The organism is Bacillota bacterium, from assembly GCA_013178045.1.
Classification (GTDB): domain Bacteria; phylum Bacillota; class Ch66; order Ch66; family Ch66; genus Ch66.
Genome location: JABLXP010000008.1, coordinates 1 through 19,400 on the forward strand (window position 1 = coordinate 1; position 19,400 = coordinate 19,400).

18 protein-coding genes, 5 tRNA genes and 1 other annotated feature are annotated in these 19,400 nt (G+C 49.1%); of the genes, 22 read left to right on the plus strand and 1 reads right to left on the minus strand.

From position 1 onward, the window contains the following. Positions 1-330: 330 nt before the first annotated feature. From HPY81_05760 to disA, 6 genes are all read left to right on the plus strand, one after another. Positions 331-819 carry a CtsR family transcriptional regulator gene (locus HPY81_05760; GenBank protein NPV26958.1) on the plus strand — a complete coding sequence of 163 codons (489 nt, stop codon included), beginning with the start codon at positions 331-333 and terminating at the stop codon, positions 817-819. Positions 820-823: 4 nt separating this feature from the next. Next, the gene (locus HPY81_05765; GenBank protein ID NPV26959.1) at positions 824-1,339 is read left to right on the plus strand and encodes a hypothetical protein; all 516 of its coding nucleotides are present in this window, start codon (positions 824-826) and stop codon (positions 1,337-1,339) included. Positions 1,340-1,360: 21 nt separating this feature from the next. After that, a complete protein-coding gene (locus HPY81_05770) occupies positions 1,361-2,434 on the plus strand; it encodes a protein arginine kinase (GenBank protein NPV26960.1) in 1,074 nt (357 codons plus the stop codon). Positions 2,435-2,486: 52 nt separating this feature from the next. Next, a complete protein-coding gene (locus HPY81_05775) occupies positions 2,487-4,922 on the plus strand; it encodes an ATP-dependent Clp protease ATP-binding subunit (GenBank protein NPV26961.1) in 2,436 nt (811 codons plus the stop codon). A 149-nt stretch (positions 4,923-5,071) separates the two neighbouring features. After that, complete coding sequence (gene radA, locus HPY81_05780; GenBank protein ID NPV26962.1) at positions 5,072-6,439, plus strand: DNA repair protein RadA; 1,368 nt, start codon at positions 5,072-5,074, stop codon at positions 6,437-6,439. A gap of 138 nt (positions 6,440-6,577) precedes the next feature. After that, entirely contained in the window at positions 6,578-7,657 is a 1,080-nt protein-coding gene (disA, locus tag HPY81_05785) for a DNA integrity scanning protein DisA (protein ID NPV26963.1), read from the plus strand. Between the two features lie 66 nt (positions 7,658-7,723). Here disA and HPY81_05790 read toward each other — a convergent pair whose 3' ends face one another. Beyond that, entirely contained in the window at positions 7,724-8,119 is a 396-nt protein-coding gene (locus HPY81_05790; protein ID NPV26964.1) for a DUF1573 domain-containing protein, read from the minus strand. Positions 8,120-8,395: 276 nt separating this feature from the next. On the opposite strand from HPY81_05790, the gene HPY81_05795 reads away from it, so the two are divergent. The 16 genes from HPY81_05795 to HPY81_05870 all read left to right on the plus strand — a co-directional run bounded on the left by HPY81_05795 (position 8,396) and on the right by HPY81_05870 (position 19,224). Further along, positions 8,396-9,544, plus strand: coding sequence for a PIN/TRAM domain-containing protein (locus tag HPY81_05795; GenBank protein NPV26965.1), 1,149 nt, complete (start codon positions 8,396-8,398; stop codon positions 9,542-9,544). Further along, a complete protein-coding gene (locus HPY81_05800) occupies positions 9,537-10,232 on the plus strand; it encodes a 2-C-methyl-D-erythritol 4-phosphate cytidylyltransferase (GenBank protein ID NPV26966.1) in 696 nt (231 codons plus the stop codon). Before HPY81_05795 ends, HPY81_05800 begins: the two co-directional genes overlap by 8 nt. Further along, entirely contained in the window at positions 10,232-10,726 is a 495-nt protein-coding gene (locus tag HPY81_05805; GenBank protein NPV26967.1) for a 2-C-methyl-D-erythritol 2,4-cyclodiphosphate synthase, read from the plus strand. The genes HPY81_05800 and HPY81_05805 overlap by 1 nt, the downstream gene beginning before the upstream one ends. 55 nt (positions 10,727-10,781) lie before the next feature. Continuing rightward, a complete protein-coding gene (locus tag HPY81_05810; GenBank protein ID NPV26968.1) occupies positions 10,782-12,251 on the plus strand; it encodes a glutamate--tRNA ligase in 1,470 nt (489 codons plus the stop codon). Positions 12,252-12,311: 60 nt separating this feature from the next. Next, positions 12,312-12,559: a binding site (T-box leader), on the plus strand. Between the two features lie 58 nt (positions 12,560-12,617). Continuing rightward, on the plus strand, positions 12,618-13,349 hold the full coding sequence (cysE, locus tag HPY81_05815) for a serine O-acetyltransferase (GenBank protein ID NPV26969.1): 732 nt from the start codon (positions 12,618-12,620) through the stop codon (positions 13,347-13,349). Next, positions 13,288-14,907, plus strand: coding sequence for a cysteine--tRNA ligase (locus HPY81_05820; protein ID NPV26970.1), 1,620 nt, complete (start codon positions 13,288-13,290; stop codon positions 14,905-14,907). Before cysE ends, HPY81_05820 begins: the two co-directional genes overlap by 62 nt. Beyond that, complete coding sequence (locus tag HPY81_05825; GenBank protein NPV26971.1) at positions 14,904-15,302, plus strand: ribonuclease III; 399 nt, start codon at positions 14,904-14,906, stop codon at positions 15,300-15,302. Before HPY81_05820 ends, HPY81_05825 begins: the two co-directional genes overlap by 4 nt. Before the next feature lie 61 nt (positions 15,303-15,363). Beyond that, positions 15,364-16,116, plus strand: coding sequence for a 23S rRNA (guanosine(2251)-2'-O)-methyltransferase RlmB (rlmB, locus tag HPY81_05830; GenBank protein NPV26972.1), 753 nt, complete (start codon positions 15,364-15,366; stop codon positions 16,114-16,116). A 17-nt stretch (positions 16,117-16,133) separates the two neighbouring features. After that, the gene (locus tag HPY81_05835) at positions 16,134-16,643 is read left to right on the plus strand and encodes an NYN domain-containing protein (protein NPV26973.1); all 510 of its coding nucleotides are present in this window, start codon (positions 16,134-16,136) and stop codon (positions 16,641-16,643) included. A gap of 400 nt (positions 16,644-17,043) precedes the next feature. Then, positions 17,044-17,691, plus strand: coding sequence for an RNA polymerase sporulation sigma factor SigH (gene sigH, locus HPY81_05840; protein ID NPV26974.1), 648 nt, complete (start codon positions 17,044-17,046; stop codon positions 17,689-17,691). Positions 17,692-17,781: 90 nt separating this feature from the next. Next, positions 17,782-17,856, plus strand: a tRNA-Thr gene (locus HPY81_05845). 75 nt (positions 17,857-17,931) lie between these two features. Next, a tRNA-Tyr gene (locus HPY81_05850) sits at positions 17,932-18,016 on the plus strand. A gap of 36 nt (positions 18,017-18,052) precedes the next feature. Continuing rightward, a tRNA-Met gene (locus tag HPY81_05855) sits at positions 18,053-18,128 on the plus strand. A 4-nt stretch (positions 18,129-18,132) separates the two neighbouring features. Beyond that, a tRNA-Thr gene (locus HPY81_05860) sits at positions 18,133-18,208 on the plus strand. A gap of 5 nt (positions 18,209-18,213) precedes the next feature. Beyond that, a tRNA-Met gene (locus HPY81_05865) sits at positions 18,214-18,290 on the plus strand. Between the two features lie 166 nt (positions 18,291-18,456). Beyond that, positions 18,457-19,224 carry an NAD-dependent deacylase gene (locus tag HPY81_05870; protein NPV26975.1) on the plus strand — a complete coding sequence of 256 codons (768 nt, stop codon included), beginning with the start codon at positions 18,457-18,459 and terminating at the stop codon, positions 19,222-19,224. The last annotated feature ends 176 nt before the right edge of the window (positions 19,225-19,400 follow it).

Sequence of the window (19,400 nt, forward strand, 5' to 3'; positions counted from 1 at the left end):
GCCTGGAATAAAATGTTAAATTACATTGTGGTTTGGTTTTTGACCTTAATCTAGCGAAAAAAGAGTACATCTAAACGACTAACAATGTTTTACCTTTAACAAAAAAGCTAATTTTGCAAAAGGCTCAAATATGTATAAGTACGAATTTGAGTGGTAATTTACGAATCAGGTTGATATAGACGTATAAAACGACTGAAAACGGTAGCGATGGGTAAAAATAGATTTAGAAACGATTGTTATTTATTGACTGAAGCGTATTATAATTAAATAAAGGTCAGAAAAGGTCAAAACAGCAATCAAGGTCAGCAGAAGGGGGAACCAGAGGAATATATGCGAAATTTAAGTGATCAGATTGAGCACTACCTGATCCGGTTGCTGGAAAAAAGTGAGGATGGAGTAGTTGTAATCCAGCGCAGTGAATTGGCTGAGGTATTCCAGTGTGCTCCATCGCAAATCAATTATGTGTTGGGTACCCGTTTTACTGTTGAAAGGGGTTATATAGTAGAAAGCAGACGAGGAGGTGGGGGGTTTGTCCGGGTTATTAAGCTCAATTTAAACGACATGGACGAATTGATGGTAGTTCTCAATGAACTCATTGGCGAAGAAATATCCCAACCCCAGGCGGAGGATATTTTAAAACGGTTGCAGGAAGAAGGTATTCTGAATGAGCGCGAGCTGTCGTTATTACGTGCTATAATCAGCCGTGATACGTTGCGTCTAAAATTACCCGAGCGGGACATAATTAGAGCCCGTATAATGCGGGCAGTTTTACTAACAATAATTCGAACGAACTCAAAACAGTCCGAACAGGAGGTCTGAGCTTATGTACTGTGAAGAGTGTAAAAAACGGCCGGCTACTGTTCATGTAACCAAGATTGTAAACAATAAAAAAACGGAGAGGCATCTTTGTGAATATTGCGCCAGGGAGCAAGAACAGATTGGGTTTGGTTTTGAGCCAAGCTTCTCGATCCAAAAATTACTGGCCAGCCTGCTAAACTATGAACCACCTACGCCGGAAGGGATAAGTATCGCTTATCCTGAGCCGACAAAGTGTGAAAACTGTGGTTTAACTTACTCCCAGTTTGGCCAGCTGGGTAAGGTTGGTTGTAGCGAATGTTATCAAAGGTTTAGTGAAAAGCTCAGTCCGCTGCTCCGTCGTATCCATGGGAGTGCCAGGCATACCGGCAAAATACCGAAAAGGACCGGTGGGGCGATCCGCTTGCAAAAAGAAATCGAGCATCTACGCCAGCAATTGCAGAACGCAATCCAGCGGGAGGAATTTGAACAGGCGGCCCAATTGCGTGACCAAATTCGCGAGTTAGAGAAAAAGCTGCCATAAGGGAATAAGGGGGGCAGAGTTGTGTTTATTAAAGATATTCTCAATCGGGCGAACAGCAAGTGGATGGAAGGAACCGGCCCGGAAAGTGACGTGGTCATCAGTTGCCGTGTACGTCTTGCTAGAAACCTGGCTGGTGTTCCCTGCCCGCATCTCTTGAATGAAGAACAAGGACGTCAGGTAGTAAAGCGGGTTGTTGATGCGATCGCGCACAAAGAGGTGGAAAAAATCGTCGGCCATCTGGAAGCAGTTGCTTTGAGCGAATTGTCGGCTTTGGATAGGCAAATACTAGTGGAAAAACATCTGATCAGTCCGCAACACGCTGAGGCAGCCACTCAGAGCCGAGCGGTTGTCTTACGTGAGGATGAAGCGGTCAGCATACTAGTCAATGAAGAGGACCATCTAAGAATCCAGTGCCTGTTTCCCGGTTTCCAACTGAATGTAGCCTGGGATTTGGCCAACCGGGTAGATGATGTATTAGAGAAGCGGTTAGATTTCGCTTTTGATGAAAAATACGGCTACCTGACTGCTTGCCCGACCAATGTGGGTACTGGCATGCGCGCTTCGGTTATGATGCATTTGCCGGGTCTGGTGATCACTAATCAAGCCAACCGGGTTCTCAGCGCTTTATCTCAATTGGGTCTGGCGGTCCGGGGTTTATATGGCGAAGGGACGGAAGCGGCCGGTAACCTGTTCCAGATCTCCAACCAAATTACTCTGGGCTTGACCGAGGAAGAGATTATCAATAACTTGACGGCAGTAACCCATAAGATTCTTGAACAGGAAAGGATGGCGCGCGAATTACTCCGAACGCAGACCAAGGAGCAACTGGAAGACCGGGTGGGACGGGCCTTTGGTATCTTGACTAATGCCCGGATTATTACTTCCCAGGAGGCAATTTCTTATCTGTCCGATGTTCGATTGGGTGCTGATTTAGGCATAATTCGGGGTGTAGATACCAGAATATTAAATGAGTTGATTGTTTTAACACGGCCAAATTTTTTGCAAAAGCTAGCGGGTCACGAGATGAGCCCCTTTGCTCGTGATCTGAAACGAGCAAGCATCATCCGCGAGAAGCTGGCCCCAAGTAAGGGTTAAACAAGATAAATTTATAAGTTCAGGCTTTATGATTTTAGGGAGGTGCAATATAATGAACGGTCGATTTACGGAACGGGCGCAAAAAGTTCTCTTTCTTTCTCAAGAGGAAGCCCGCCGGTTAAACCATCCGGCGGTAGGAACCGAACACCTGCTGCTCGGGTTGATCCGAGAAGGTGAAGGGGTCGCGGCAAAGGCTTTGGAAATGATGGGAATTAATTTAGATCGAGTGCGTCAGGCGGTCCTGGAACTGATTGGATCGGGTGAGGTTCAGGGTAATCAGGAAATTGGGCTCACTCCACGAGCCAAACATGTTTTAGAGTTATCCTTCGATGAGGCAAGACGTCAGGGAGTAAACTACGTTGGCACCGAACATATCCTGCTGGGTTTGATTCGCGAAGGCGAAGGGGTAGCGGCGAGAGTCCTGATTGGTTTGGGCGCTAATTTGGAACAGGTACGAGCCCAGGTTCTGAACTTGCTCGGTGGTGGAATGGCCAGTGCCGGGACAAAAGGGCAGTCCGCCGGGCGACGGTCAGCTCATACAAACACACCGGTCCTTGATGATTTTAGCCGAGATTTGACTTACCTGGCCAAAGAGGGCAAACTGGACCCGGTGATTGGCCGGGAAAAAGAGATCGAACGGGTAATCCAAATCTTAAGTCGACGGACCAAGAACAACCCGGTGTTGATTGGTGAACCGGGGGTTGGTAAAACAGCGATTGCCGAGGGGTTAGCACAGCGGATCATCGATAACAAAGTGCCTGAGGTGTTAACCAACAAACGGGTGATTACCCTCGACCTGTCATCAGTGGTGGCCGGGACAAAGTACCGGGGTGAGTTTGAAGAACGATTAAAGAAAATCACCGATGAAATCAGACGGGCGGGAAATATTATCTTATTTATTGATGAACTCCACACTATAATCGGGGCTGGCGGCGCTGAGGGGGCCATTGACGCGGCTAACATTTTGAAACCGGCCCTGGCACGGGGTGAACTGCAGTGTATCGGGGCGACAACTCTTGATGAGTATAGAAAGCACATTGAAAAAGATCCGGCCTTAGAAAGACGGTTCCAGCCGATAATGGTTGACGAACCCACCCCGGAAGAGGCGGAAGCGATCCTCTACGGACTGCGGGACCGTTATGAGGCCCACCATAAGGTGAAGATTACTGACCAGGCTATCAAGGCGGCGGTTAAATTGTCTGACCGATATATCACCGACCGCTTCTTACCCGATAAAGCCATTGACTTGATTGACGAGGCTTCATCTCGGGTTCGGCTGCGGGCCTACACTGCCCCCCCTGATGTGAAAGACCTGGAAGCCAAACTTGAAGAAATCAAGAAAGAAAAAGAGGCGGCGGTCCTGGCCCAGGAATTTGAGAAGGCAGCTGAGTTCAGAGATCAGGAACAAAAGGTAAAAGAACAGCTTGCACAACAAAGAGCGGCCTGGCAAGATGAGCAGAGGAAAGCCGAGGCCCTGGTAACCGAAGAGGATATTGCCCATATTGTTTCGAGCTGGACGGGAATTCCCGTCAGAAAATTGGCGGAAGAGGAAACAGAGCGTTTGATCAAAATGGAAGAAATTCTCCATCGACGGGTGATTGGGCAGGATGAAGCGATCAAGGCGGTGGCCAGGGCTGTCCGACGAGCCCGGGCCGGGCTTAAGGATCCTAAACGACCCATCGGCTCCTTTATCTTCCTGGGCCCGACCGGGGTGGGTAAGACGGAATTAGCTCGGGCGTTAGCCGAGGCCTTATTTGGCAGTGACGAAAACATGGTGCGGATCGATATGTCGGAGTACATGGAGAAACACGCGGTCTCTCGTTTGGTCGGTGCTCCTCCCGGGTATGTCGGTTATGAAGAAGGTGGCCAGCTGACAGAAGCCGTACGACGAAAGCCCTATTCCGTCATTTTGCTGGACGAGATTGAGAAGGCTCACCCGGAGATTTTTAACGTCCTCTTGCAGGTCCTGGAGGACGGGCGCCTGACCGATGCCAAGGGGAGAACCGTTGATTTTCGCAACACGGTGATCATTATGACCTCTAACGTTGGGGCCCAGCACCTCCGGCGGGAGTCTGCCCTTGGGTTTAGACAGCCAACGGAGAATAATGACTACGAGGTCATGAAGAACCGGGTGATGGAGGAACTGCGGCGAACTTTCCGCCCAGAATTCTTAAACCGGGTCGACGAAGCCATCGTCTTCCATGCCTTGACCCGAGAAGAAATTTCACAAATTATCGATTTAATGATGGCCGATTTGAGAAAACGCATGAAAGAGCAAGAATTATCGCTAGAAATCACCGAGGCAGCCAAGGAAAGCTTAGCTACCGAGGGTTACGATCCAAACTACGGCGCACGACCGTTGCGCCGGGCGATTCAACGCTTGATTGAAGATCCATTGTCTGAAGAAATGTTGCGGGGAACCTTCAAGGCTGGAGATACGGTGCTGGTCGATGTTGCGGATGGGCAAATTTCGCTGAAGAAGAAATAAGGTGGGCATTTGTTGAGGGGTGAGCCAGACGGAATGGTTTTGGCCCACCTCTTTTTCCTCGCGGTTAACATCTCATGGGAAAGACTGACAACTCTCCCGAAACATGCTATAATTTTTCATTAGGAATGTCTGATCGGGGGAAGGTCCAGTTGGCTAGGATAAGGCGAAGTTTCTTTTGTCAGAAATGTGGGCAAGAATCGCCGAAGTGGCAGGGCCGGTGCCCTAACTGTGGTGAGTGGAATACCATTGTTGAGGAGATGACCACTGTTAGCGAGGGCCGCCGCGAGTTAACGGCCCAATCGGCCAGTCAGCCGAATTTACTGGCGTCGGTGGTGACCGACACATCACCCCGATTCTCAACCCAGAGTCCAGAATTTGATCGGGTGCTGGGCGGAGGAGTGGTGCCAGGTTCACTTGTTTTAATTGGCGGGGATCCAGGAATTGGAAAATCTACCCTGCTACTGCAAACCGTGGTCCGAATGAGTCAGCAGTATGGTCGGATGCTTTATGTGTCAGGTGAAGAGTCAGTCCAGCAGATTAAGATGCGATTTGATCGCTTGGAACTCGAACCAGGTGAGGTTTATCTCCTCAATGAGACCAACCTGGCGGACGTGGAAACCTGGATCGCGAGACTCAAGCCGTGTCTGGTTATTATTGATTCAATTCAAACCATTTATCGACCGGAAATCACTGTCGCCCCCGGTAGTGTCAGTCAGGTAAGAGAGTGTACTGGCCACCTGATGCGGCTAAGTAAAACGCAGAACCTGCCCATTTTTGTCGTTGGCCACGTGACCAAAGAAGGAGCCGTAGCTGGACCGCGTTTGTTAGAACACATTGTGGATACTGTGCTTTATCTAGAAGGGGAGCGGCACCATACCTTTCGTATTCTGCGTAGTGTAAAGAACCGTTTTGGCTCGACTAATGAGATCGGTATTTTTGAGATGTCGGAGTGTGGACTGACCGAGGTCCAGAGCCCATCCGAGTGGTTTCTGGCCCAGCGACCGTCAGGGGCAGCCGGTTCCGTAGTCGTACCCACACTGGAAGGCAGCCGGCCCGTCCTGGTAGAAATACAGGCCCTGGTTACAGCCAGCAGTTTTGGGCAAGCCCGACGTATGACCACCGGGGTTGATTATAACCGGGTAGCGATGATTATGGCTGTCTTGGAGAAACGCGTCGGCTTACATTTGATCCAGCAAGACGCCTATGTTAATGTCGTAGGTGGGGTGCGGTTAGATGAACCGGCAGTTGATTTGGGGATCGCTCTGGCGATTGCCTCCAGTCATCGGGGAATTCCCACCAGAGCGGAATGTGTGGTCATGGGTGAAATTGGTCTGACCGGGGAAATCAGAGCGGTCAATCAGTTGGAAAAGAGGATTAAAGAAGCCGTGAAGTTGGGTTTTTGCCAATGTGTAATTCCCAGGTCCAATCTTAGGTATCTAAAATCACCTGTAAACGCTGAATTGGTAGCGGTTAATACCCTCCAGGAGGCGTTAGAGGTTACGCTAGGGGGGAAATAGGTGAAGGAAGAGAAAACGAAGGAAGAAATCACCAGAGACGAGGCAATAAAAAAGATTGACCCAGTAAAAGAGGAAGCCCGCGAAGAGCGACCAAAGGAAGACCGGTGCCGTGATGATAAAATCACCAGAGAGGAACGGGTGAGCAGTGAGCGGAATTTAGATGATAAGTTTTTACACGCCTTGCGGATTCTCGCCCCGGGTACTGGCCTTAGGGAAGGAATTGAAAGCATTTTACGGGGTAAAATGGGAGCTCTAATTGTCGTTAGCGATAGTCCCCAGGTGATGTCAATTATTGATGGTGGGTTTCACCTCGATTGTGAGTTTACGCCAGCTGCAATATATGAATTAGCGAAGATGGACGGTGCCATTATACTGAACCGTGATTCCAAACGGATTTTGTGGGCAAACACCCAGTTGATCCCCGACCCAAGCATTCCTTCGTTTGAGACGGGTATTCGGCACCGTACGGCTGAGCGGGTGGCCAGACAAACAGGGGAACTGGTGATCGCGATCTCCCAGCGGCGGGGCATTATCTCGTTATACTGGGGCCCAATGAAATACGTACTTCAGGATATCGGGGTTTTGCTGGTTAAGGCAAATCAAGCCTTGCAAACCCTAGAGAAATATAAGATGGTGCTGGACAAAGATCTGATTACCCTGACTGCCATGGAGTTTGAAAACCTGGTCACCGTATTTGATGTCGCCAAGGTAATCCAGCGCATGGAATTGGTGATGCGGATTGTTCATGAGATCAGGAGTTACGTCAGTGAGTTAGGTGTGGAAGGGCGCCTGGTCAACCTGCAACTGGAAGAACTGGTAGGGGACGTTGAAGATGAGGTCTTGTTAATTATTCGCGATTACTCTGCTAAGTATGGGGATCGTTCCCCCCGGGAGATCCGGGACAGTATTCGCCGGTGGTCATCTGAGGAATTAACGGACCTGGTGGCAATTGGCCGGGCGCTTGGCTATGGTTCTACCGCTGGTATTCTCGATTTATCTGTTTCCCCACGCGGTTACCGTATGCTCCAAAAAATCCCACGGTTGCCCATGCAGGTTATCGAAAACGTGGTGGAAAAGTTCAACGAACTCCCGAAAATTTTAAGGGCCTCGATTAATGAGCTTGATGATGTCGAAGGCATTGGTGAAGTGCGGGCCCGGGCGATCAAGAGCGGCTTGAAACGGCTCCAGGAGCAGGCAATTCTAGCCCGGCACTCATAACCTGTAAATATAAAAGCCACCGGCCTGGTGGCTTTTTACTCGAATATTACGTTATATGCCCTTTTATTAAGTAAAATTGAACACGCGGAGTGTTGAAATCTTTTTATGTTCCTTAATAAAAATATCGTATAAATTAAGGCCCAGCAGGTTACAGAGTGCGGCCAGGTAAAACAGAGATTTGCCAATTTCCATCTCGATGATTTCCTCGCAGTTAGAGCACAGAGAACCCCGTAAATGGCTTTCAAAATACCGCTTCATTTCAGCGAGCGAGGCATCGGGCGGGATGGCTTGTTTCTTGGCTTCCACGTTTATGCAACCACAACTGGTAACAGCTTTAACAACAGCCCGATTTACTCGAGCGTTGGCCTCTTGTGACTTGGATAAAACATCGAGAACACTTTGGTGACGGATCAAAAGTTCAGCTACAGTGTTTTGAAACTCGTCGCAAATCAGGTCTTTCATGGAACGGCTTCACTCCTTTACCCAATACAGGCTAAACTTGGTTTATCGCCGTTGTTCCCGGAAGTCTGCAGTTGTCCTAAGTTATTGATAATCCTGGACTTCTTACAATCTCTATTATACTGATAAGCAAGTTCCTTTGTCAACGTAACCAGGCGCCCCGTTTTTGACATCTCAAAACCCGTTTGCTATAATTGTCCTAGGAATTGCCAGGCTTTTTTATTTGGTTTCCAAAGTAATGAACAATAATCCAGTTTTAGGACGAAAGGGGGTGAGTGTATGGTCCGAAGAGTAGTCCGCTCCTTCATTACTCTAGTGGGTGCAGCCGGGGGCTTTGGGTTGGCCAATTTTATTAGCCGCCAGGAGGTGATGCAGCGGCTGATCCCTGAGGGAACGACGTATTATGCATTTATTGTGGTGAGTACACTTCTGGCTAGCCTGATTGCTTTTATTTTTGCTCCTTCACTGATGAGGGCAGTAGTGCAAGCCATGGAGTGGACGGAAACCAGTTTGCAGAAAATGCCTACCCAGGACCTGCTGGGTGGGGCGGTCGGCTTAATTATTGGACTTATAATTGCTAGTCTTTTAGGCTATTCCTTTTCTTATATCCCAGTCATTGGCGGATACCTGGCAATTTTGGTTAGCTTGATTCTGGGGTATCTAGGCATGAAATTAGGGATGAGAAGAAAAGATGACCTGTTATCTGTTCGCTCATTTTTCCCCCGTTTCACCACGCGGGATAAGGAAAAGGTGAGTCGTCTGGAGCCGCGTAGTCAGGGTAAGATCCTGGATACTAGCGTGATCATCGACGGCAGAATCGCAGATATTTGCCGGAGCGGTTTTTTAGAAGGGACGTTGTGGATCCCATCTTTCGTCCTGGAGGAATTACGGCATATTGCCGATTCATCTGATTTACTCAAGAGAAGTCGTGGCCGGCGGGGTTTAGATATTCTTAATGCGATGCGCAAAGAACTGGATGGCATGGTCCAGATTTACGAAGGGGATTTTGAGGATCTAACAGAGGTTGACAGCAAGTTGGTCCGTTTGGCCCAGACCCTGGGGGCCCAGATCGTCACCAATGACTATAATCTGAATAAGGTGGCTGAACTTCAGGGGATCCGGGTCCTAAATATCAATGAGTTAGCCAATGCTGTTAAGCCGATTGTTTTACCGGGTGAAGAAATGAACGTCCAGGTGATCAAGGACGGTAAAGAGGCCGGCCAGGGAATCGGTTATCTTGATGATGGGACAATGATTGTTGTCGATGGTGGTAAGAAGTATATTGGGCAAACGATTGATGTTTTTGTTACCAGCGTTTTCCAAACGGCGGCTGGCCGAATGATTTTTGCGAAACCCCGGATGAGTGTTGACAAAAAACTGTCTTCGACCACGGCTTCATCGCTAAACGAGGTGAACGTGAGTGGGTAGCATTACGGCGATTATCGCTGCGGCCGGCCAGGGAAAACGAATGGGGGTTGGGCGTAACAAACAATATCTTTCGCTGATTGGCCAGCCAATCTTAGCGCGCACCTTGGCCGTTTTCCAATCTTCGCCGTTAATTGACGATCTGGTTGTGGTGGTCGCTCGGGGCGAGGTTGACTATTGTGTCCGGGAGATTGTGCAGAAGTATAGGTTCTTCAAGGTTTCCCGGGTCATTGCTGGCGGCAAGGAACGACAGGATTCAGTGTTTGAAGGACTCCGCCACCTCCAAGATGACTGTTCACTGGTGGTCGTGCACGATGGGGCACGACCACTTTTGACACCAGTGATCCTGAGTAGGGTGATTCAACAGGCCGAATTAGACGGCGCGGCCGTGGCAGCTGTCCCGGTGAAGGATACGATTAAAGTGGTCGACGAAGATGGCCTGGTAGTAACAACCCCGGGGCGGAAACAACTCTGGGCGATCCAGACTCCTCAGGTGTTCAGACGGGATATCCTCCAGTCTGCTTACGAACAGGCTTATCGTGATGGGTTTTGGGGGACGGATGACGCCAGTCTGGTCGAACGGTTAGGCTTACCGGTCAGGGTGGTTATGAGTAGCTACGACAATCTGAAGATAACGACGCCGGATGACCTGATATTGGCGGAGACTATTTGGCAAAGGAGAACGGATTAATGCGGGTTGGGTTTGGCTATGATGTCCATCGTCTGGTTGCTGGGCGAGACCTGGTTTTAGGCGGGGTAAAAATACCTTTTGAACTTGGCTTAGCTGGCCATTCTGACGCGGATGTTCTCTTGCATGCGATTAAGGACGCTCTTTTAGGCGCGGTGGCTGAGGGTGACATCGGCCGACACTTTCCCGAGCATGACCCCCAGTATAAAGACATCTCCAGTTTGAAGCTGCTTTGTCGAGTCGGGGAAATCCTGTCGTCCAAAGGTTATCGCGTGAATAACATTGATAGCACGATCGTTGCCCAGCAGCCAAGACTGGCCCCGTACATTGAGCAGATGTGTGCCAACATTGCCCGGACACTAGAGATTGATCGGTCCGCAGTGAATGTCAAAGCTACCACCACGGAAGGACTGGGATTTACGGGCACTGGCGAAGGTATTGCTGCTTTTGCGGTGGCTACGGTAATTTATTTGCCGACTGCGACAAAATCAAAATAATGATATAATGGCAGCAATTGGTTCGGATGCTTTGCTTTTAGGAGGAATGATGCAGATGGGTAAGATCAGAGTTCGTTTTGCCCCTAGTCCAACGGGGCCTTTGCATATCGGCGGTGCCAGGTCTGCTCTTTTCAATTATTTGTTAGCCCGGCAACAGGGTGGAACATTTATCTTGCGCAGTGAAGACACGGACCTGGAGCGCTCGAGCCTGGAATCAGAGCGAAACATCATCGATTCGCTACGCTGGCTGGGGATTACCTGGGATGAAGGGCTTGAGGTTGGGGGAGAATACGGACCATACCGACAAACCGAGAGATTACCTCTTTACCAGGAATATGCTCAAAAATTGTTGACCAATGGCCAGGCGTATTATTGCTACTGTACGGAAGAAGAACTGGAAAATGAGCGGAAGTCTCTGGTTGAGCGCGGGGAAAACCCACGTTATTTAGGCAAATGCCGTGCCCTGACGCTGGCTGAGCGCCAGGCGTTTGAACGGGCGGGGCGCAAACCGACGATTCGCTTCCGGGTACCGGACAAGCAGACCGTTGTGGTCAACGACTTGGTCAGGGGGCAGGTCAGTTTTGAGAGTGAGACCATCGGTGATTTTGTCATCGTAAAATCCGATGGAATTCCCACCTACAATTACGCTGTGGTCATCGATGACGCCCTCATGAAGATCACTCATGTAATCCGAGGTGAGGAACACCTGTCCAACACACCCCGGCAGATCCTGCTGTATGAAGCCCTGGGACTACCCAAGCCCGAGTTTGCGCACGTTTCCCTGATTCTGGGCAAGGACCGGTCGAAGATGAGTAAACGACACGGGGCAACCTCCATTGTCGCCTATCAGGAGGCCGGTTATCTGCCAGAAGCGTTGATTAACTTTCTGGTGCTCCTGGGCTGGGCCCCGCCGGGTGAAAACGAAATCTTTAGTTTAGATGAACTTATTCAGGTTTTTTCCTTGGACCGGGTAGCGAAAAATCCAGCGGTGTTTGACCTAGAAAAATTGAAGTGGCTTAATGGTCACTACATCCGGCAAAGTTCGCTGGACCGAATTACCAATCTGGCAATTCCCTTCTTGAAGCAAGCTGGGCTGGTGGAAGAGCCAATTACCCCGGAAAAATATGCCTGGCTTAAACTGGTCGTTGAGGCTGTTCGGGACCGCTTGGGCGCGCTCTCCGAGATTGTCGAGCACGTTAAGATCTTTATACACGACGAGATTAGTTTGGAAAGCGATGAGGCCCGGGAGGTGCTCCGCGAAGAACAGGTGCCGGTGGTGTTGGAGTTGTTCAAGTCCAAACTAGCGGCGATGGACCGGCTGGATGTCGAGAGCAGTAAGGTCCTGCTTAAGCAGTTGACCAAGGAGACCAAGCTGGGGGGCAAGAAGGTCTACATGCCGATCCGCGTCGCTTTAACCGGGCAGACGCACGGGACTGATCTTTATTATTTGTTTCCCATTCTTGGGCGGGATCGCTGCTTGAAGAGACTCACTTATTGCCAGAAACATTATCTCACTTTAGAGTGAGCTTGTCATTGTTGACAATCATCGGCTGAGTCGGGTATAATTGGGTTACACATGTTAATACTATAAGCGATGAGCGGGAGAAGTAAGCATTTAGCGCCTTCAGAGAGGGGTCATCGGCGGCTGAAAGTGACCCCAGGTACCGCGGATGCTGAAATGCGCCCAGGAGCAGTTTGGCTGAACGCTGAAGTAGGCCAGAACGGCTTGCCACCGTTAAGGGGTTGACATCAACCCAAGCGGGTCAGGTGTCACTGAGTGGGACCGGTGTGTCCAATCAGAGTGGAACCGCGAAGCCACCCTTCGCCTCTGAATTGAGGCGAAGGGTTTTTAATTTAACCAATTTATTAATTTTAGAAAGGAGGATATCAGATGTTTCGGTTTCTTAAGCAAATCAAGCGTGATATTGAAGTAATATTTGAACGCGACCCAGCGGTCAAGACTGTTTGGGAGATTATTCTTTGTTATCCTGGTTTTCACGCCATTTTCTTTCACCGGATCGCCCATTTTTGTTATAAACGTAAATGGTATCTATTAGCGAGAATGATTTCTCACTGGAGTCGACACATTACCGGCATTGAAATCCACCCGGGAGCCAAGATTGGAGAAGGGCTCTTCATTGATCACGGGGCCGGGGTGGTCATCGGAGAAACGGCTGAGATTGGCAATAACGTTACTCTTTATCAGGGAGTAACCCTCGGCGGGACCGGCAAGGAAAAAGGGAAACGGCATCCGACCATTGGTAACAATGTGGTAATCGCTACCGGGGCTAAGGTATTGGGGTCATTTACCGTGGGCGACAATGTCCGCATCGGCGCTGGCTCAGTAGTCTTGAGCAGTGTACCGCCCAATTGTACTGTCGTGGGGGTGCCGGGTCGGATCGTGGTCCGTGACGGAGTAAAAGTTGACAATGCCGACGGCCAGATTGACCTGCGGCACCACCTGCTGCCCGACCCGGTGGCGGAGATGATCACTACCCTGCAAAAACGGATTGAGGAATTAGAAAACCGATTGGCGGAGTTGGAGGAAGAGCGGAATGAGCATCAGGATTTACAATACCCTAACCAGACAAAAAGAAAGGTTTATCTCGCGGGAACCAAATAAGATTAGGATGTATGTCTGTGGACCAACTACCTATAATTATATCCATCTGGGTAATGCTCGGCCGCTGGTGGTTTTCGATACAGTGCGCCGGTATTTTACCTACCGGGGTTATCAGGTGGTCTACGTTCAGAACTTCACCGACATCGACGATAAAATTATTAACCGAGCGCAGGAAGAACAGTTAGCTCCTCTAGCTCTGGCCGAAAAATACATCGCCGCTTACTTTGAGGATGCCGATGCCTTGGGGGTTATGAGGGCCGATGTTCACCCCCGGGTAAGTGAACATCTCCCAGAGATCATTGAGATGATCCAAACCTTAATCAACAAAGGGTATGCCTACGAAATTGAGGGAGACGTCTATTATAGTGTAGAGCAGTTTGCTGATTACGGTAAGCTTTCGGGGCGGTCTTTAGACGACTTGCAGGCCGGTGCCCGGGTAGAGGTTGATGTCCGGAAGAGGAACCCAATGGACTTTGCTCTGTGGAAAGCGGCTAAACCAGGTGAGCCTGCCTGGGAAAGCCCCTGGGGGCCTGGCCGACCGGGTTGGCACATCGAATGTTCGGCTATGTCCCTCAAGTACCTGGGGTTCGGGTTTGATATTCACGGTGGTGGTTTTGATCTGATCTTCCCGCACCACGAGAACGAGATTGCCCAGTCGGAAGCCTATGGGGATGGTCGTCCGTTTGCCCACTACTGGATGCACAACGGATTCATTACTGTCAATCAGGAGAAGATGTCGAAGTCGCTGGGAAACTTTTTTATCCTGCGGGATATTCTGACCAAGTTTTCCGGAGATGTTGTTCGTTTCTATCTCCTGTCCACCCATTACCGGAGTCCATTGGATTTTGATGATACAAAACTAGAAATGAGCCGGCGCGGTTTAGAAAGGTTAAAGAATGCCTATCGTTTGGCTGAGGAAACCCTGAAGAAAACAGGCGAGAGCACCGGTGAAGTGGAAATCGCCGGGCGCAGCTTAACATTTTTTAACCGTATAAAAGAACTGGAACAGGCGTTTATTGAAGCCATGGACGATGATTTCAACACGGCCCTCGGGATTGCTAATCTTTTCGATCTGGCCCGTGAGATCAACCTATTTTTGAACAACAGTGAGTTTGTTCCTGATGCGGCTTCCTGCCAGGCACTCAGCCAAGCGGTTCGGATTATGTCCAGACTTGGGGGAGATGTGCTGGGTATATTGACCCTCCAGGACGAAGCGGGAAGTGACCGTCTGATTGAGAAATTGCTCCAGTTGACGATGGCGGTGCGACAAGAAGCCCGGCAAGCCAAAAACTGGAGTGTGGCCGATATTATTCAGGAACAGCTCAAATCACTGGGAATAGTCCTGGAAGATACCCCGCAGGGAGTTCGGGTACAGCGAATGTCGCAGGGAAATATCCTGGAAGGGCTGCTTGACTTGCTCATCAATCTACGCTGGTCGGCCAAAAAAAGAAAGGATTGGGTGACGGCGGACCGCCTGCGTGACGAACTAAAACGGTTAGGTGTTGTTTTAGAAGATACCCCGAATGGGACGCGTTGGAAGGTTGAGGCGGGCTTATGATCTTTGAACCAACAAACAACCCACCGCCTGAACAGTTGCCTCCGTTGGTACTGGCTTATATCGGAGATGCCGTCTACGAGCTTTATATTCGGTCAAGGTTAATCGAGGCCGGCCTGACCAGGGTAAAAAACATCCATCAGCGGGCGGTAGAATTGGTGCAGGCCAGTTTCCAGGCTCAGTTCTTGCAAGAAATTGAAAGTCAGCTTACGGAAGAAGAACAGATGATGATGCGCCGTGGCCGAAACGCTAAATCGGGCCACGTTCCCAAGAGCGCGGAGATGATCGAATACCGTTACAGCACGGGCCTGGAAACACTGATCGGCTATCTGTACCTGAAGGGGGAGCACAAACGGTTGTGCGAACTGATGTCCCGGGTACCGATTAGCTTGCCGTAAATCAGGTAGAATAAATAATGAAGCTCCTGAACTGCATATTTCCATTCCAGAAGGTGAGCCCATGGATGAAATCATTGCCGGCCGCAATCCTGTGCTTGAGGCCCTACGGGGACAGCGGGAAATCAATCGGATCGTTATCGCCAAAGGGGCGCGAGAAGGTTCAATTAAAGAAATCTACGCCCTGGCCAAAGAAAGAAGTATACCAGTCACCGAAGTCGAACGGCGATACTTGGACAACGTTAGCCCTACCCCGGTTCACCAGGGAGTACTGGCTTGGGTCGCGGCTAAAGAATATGTCGAGGTTGAGGATATTCTGGAACTGGCCAGATCCAGACGGGAAGACCCGCTGATTGTTGCTCTCGACGGACTGGAGGACCCGCATAACCTGGGAACGATCATACGGACCGCGGAAGCAACTGGCGTCCACGGAATCATTATTCCGAAGCGGCGGGCCGTACCGGTTACCGGGGTGGTTGCCAAGGCTTCTGCCGGGGCGATTGAGCATGTTGCTGTGGCCAGGGTGGTTAACCTGGTACAGACCTTAAAAGAGTTGAAAGCAGCTGGCTGTTGGGTAGTGGGAGCGAATGTAACCGCTTCCCGCCTGTACTATGAGGCTAACCTAACTGGGCCACTGGTCGTGGTGGTTGGTGGGGAAGGACGTGGCGTCAGCCGGTTGGTTAGAGAGACGTGTGATTTTTTGATTAAGCTACCAATGTTAGGGCAGGTTAACTCCCTGAATGCGGCGGTCGCTGCTTCAGTAGTCCTCTATGAAGTGGTGCGCCAGCGCTCGGTTCAGCAATTACATTCGAAATAGGAATAGGGGAATAAGCCTTGATCGATGTTTTGATTGTTGACGGCTACAACATTCTCAACGGTTGGCCGGAATTAGCCAAGCTCAGCGAGGAAAGTCTTGAGCACGGCCGTGACAAATTGATCGAGATTCTGGCTAATTGGCGAGGATTATGCGGTAACCAGGTGATCGTGGTGTTTGATGCCCATCTGGTGCGGGGTGGGGTGCAGACCAGTGAAGTTGTAGACGGAATTCAGGTGATCTACACCCCCGAGGGAGTTACCGCGGATCAGGCAATTGAAAAAATGGTGCAGAAAATACCTGACGGTTTATCGGTTTATGTAGCTACTTCAGACTATATAGAGCAACGGTTAATCTTTGGTAAAGGAGCATATCGGCTGCCAGCCAGGGAACTGCGTAAACTGGTTTATTCTACCCTCCAGGACAATCGGCGACAGATAACCCTAAACCGCCCCGGACCTACTCTTGATGCTCGTCTTCCTGCTGAATTACGCCGAGTCCTGGAGGAGTGGCGCCGCCAGAAGAGTTAGCCCCTCCCCCAAAAATGCCTTGACGATTTTTAGAGCTTTCAGTTATAATAATTATGTCAAATGGACAACCCTCTTTATTGTCATTTCGCCTCCGTGGTATACATAGATATATTTATAGAGACCTGATGCTCGCCTTTTATTTGATTACCTAGAGGACAATCTCCTCGGACAAAATTAAAGTTTGCTGGTCATGTAAATGGTTGAGTCTACAGGAAAATTGAAAGGTATTTTTCCCGAAATACCTTTTTATCGTCAATATAGCTAATAAGCGCGTAAAGAAATGACTTCCTTGTAAACTTCAAGCAGAGTCATTTTTATTGCAAAAGAATTAAAGACTTCCTCTAGACTTTAAGTTGAAGTTTTTGGGATTTACGAAACTGTTGATGTGGAGGCGATTTTGATGAGTCTCAATGCTCAGAGAGAAGTTATAGATCTTTACGAAATAATGACCGATGAAGATATTGTCGAAATGGCGCGGGAAGGTGATGACGCGGCTCTCGAGCATTTGATCAACAAGTATAAAAATTTTGTCAGGGCCAAAGCCAGATCATATTTCTTGATCGGGGCAGATCGGGAAGACATTATCCAGGAGGGTATGATTGGCCTCTATAAAGCTATTCGGGATTTCCGTTGCGATAAGTTGTCTTCTTTCCGTGCTTTTGCTGAATTGTGTATTACCCGCCAGATTATCACTGCCATCAAGACGGCGACCAGGCAGAAGCATATTCCTTTAAACGCATATGTTTCCTTAAATAAACCGATTTATGACGAAGATTCCGACCGTACGCTTCTGGATGTTATTTCCGGTTCTAAGATTACCGATCCGGAAGAACTGATCATCAGTCGGGAAGAGTTCGATGACATTGAAGAAAAAATGGGTGAGATTTTAAGCTCGCTTGAGTGGAAGGTTTTAATGTCGTATTTAGAAGGAAAGTCATATCAAGAAATCGCTGTGGATTTGAAGAGGCACGTTAAATCAATCGATAACGCATTGCAACGGGTCAAGCGTAAACTTGAAAGATATTTAGAAAAAAGAGATGATAATTAACCAATTGCCACCTCATTTACCATAATTTAATTTAAGTAAATCTCTTGACTTGAATTGATTCGCGGTGATATAATCTAAGCTGTCAGTCGCGCCGACGTAGCTCAACGGTAGAGCAGCTGACTTGTAATCAGCAGGTTGCGGGTTCGAGTCCCATCGTCGGCTCCAATTTTGTTGGAGGTACGAGGTTGGAACACGGCGCAACTTGGGTGGGTTTCCAACATCTGACGTCCAACCTTATTTGGAGGGGTTCCCGAGTGGCCAAAGGGGGCAGACTGTAAATCTGTTGGCACCGCCTTCGAAGGTTCAAATCCTTCCCCCTCCACCATTTTTCAATAAAAAATTATTTATCAAAAATATTTATCGCGGGGTGGAGCAGTTGGTAGCTCGTCGGGCTCATAACCCGAAGGTTGCTGGTTCAAGTCCAGCCCCCGCAACCAACATGCCGATATAGCTCAGTTGGCAGAGCGTATCCTTGGTAAGGATAAGGTCACCGGTTCAATCCCGGTTATCGGCTCCAAATCTGGCGGTGTAGCTCAGTTGGCTAGAGCATGCGGTTCATACCCGCAGTGTCCGGGGTTCAAATCCCTGCACCGCTACCAAGTAAAATGCGTAGACCTATCATATCAGATAGGTCTTTCTTCTTTGGTAAACAGTTCTCAAGCTAAAGGATCGAGCAGCAGCTTTTTGATTTAGTGGCTTTTTTTAAGTAAATTTCATTTTTCTGGCTAGGCTATCCTTAAGGGACTACGGTATAATAAACTTGAAATGGGAGGTGATTCAATGGAGGATCTACATGAGGCAGTGTTAAAAACGGCTGAGATGTTGAGGCAATCCCGCAAAACCTTAGCTCTAACTGGTGCCGGAGCGAGTACTGGGAGTGGTATTCCTGACTACCGTAGCAAGGGCACGGGCCTGTGGGAAAAGTACAACCCAATGCAAAGAGCTAGTGTAACAGCGCTTTTAAACAATCCCGCGGAATTTTACTCTTTTAGTCTGCTGCGCTGGGCTAGTTACCTCGAAGCTGAACCTAATGCTGTTCACCGTTCTCTAGCTCTTCTCGAAAAAAGCGGGCTAATTTATGGGGTGATCACCCAGAATATCGATGGTTTGCACCGGAAAGCGGGCTCACTAAAGGTATGGGAAGTTCATGGACACTTACGGAGTTGCCATTGTTTGCAGTGCGCGCAACAGTATCCGTTCGCTGAGTTGACCGAGCAGTATAACCGTGGTATTAATCCTCCCCGGTGTCAGGTGTGCCAGGGTATCCTGCGTCCGGATGTGGTGCTTTTTGAGGACCCTATGGGAGAAGATTATTATCGGGCTGTTGATGAGGCTGTTAATTGCGATCTCATGCTGGTGGTAGGCAGTAGTTTGCAGGTATATCCGGTAGCTGACCTGCCAAGACTGGCACGGCAGTTAATCATTGTCAACCGAGAGCCAACTCCGTGGGACCAGCGGGCTGTAGTGGTTGTCCACGCCCAGGCCGAGAAATTTTTGGGGGACTTGGTGCATCATCTGGGCTTGAGCGAATAAAGGTATTCAAATTGTCCCTAGATTGTATATGGTTGGAGAAAGCAAGAATAAAAAAAAGCATTTTTGGCAATCTAAAAGATAGGTTTTTCCTAAAATCGGCAGGATTTTTTCCACCGGTGTAGAATAAGCGTAAAGTGTTGATCCTGAATAGACAAAATTTTATATCGGATAAGAAG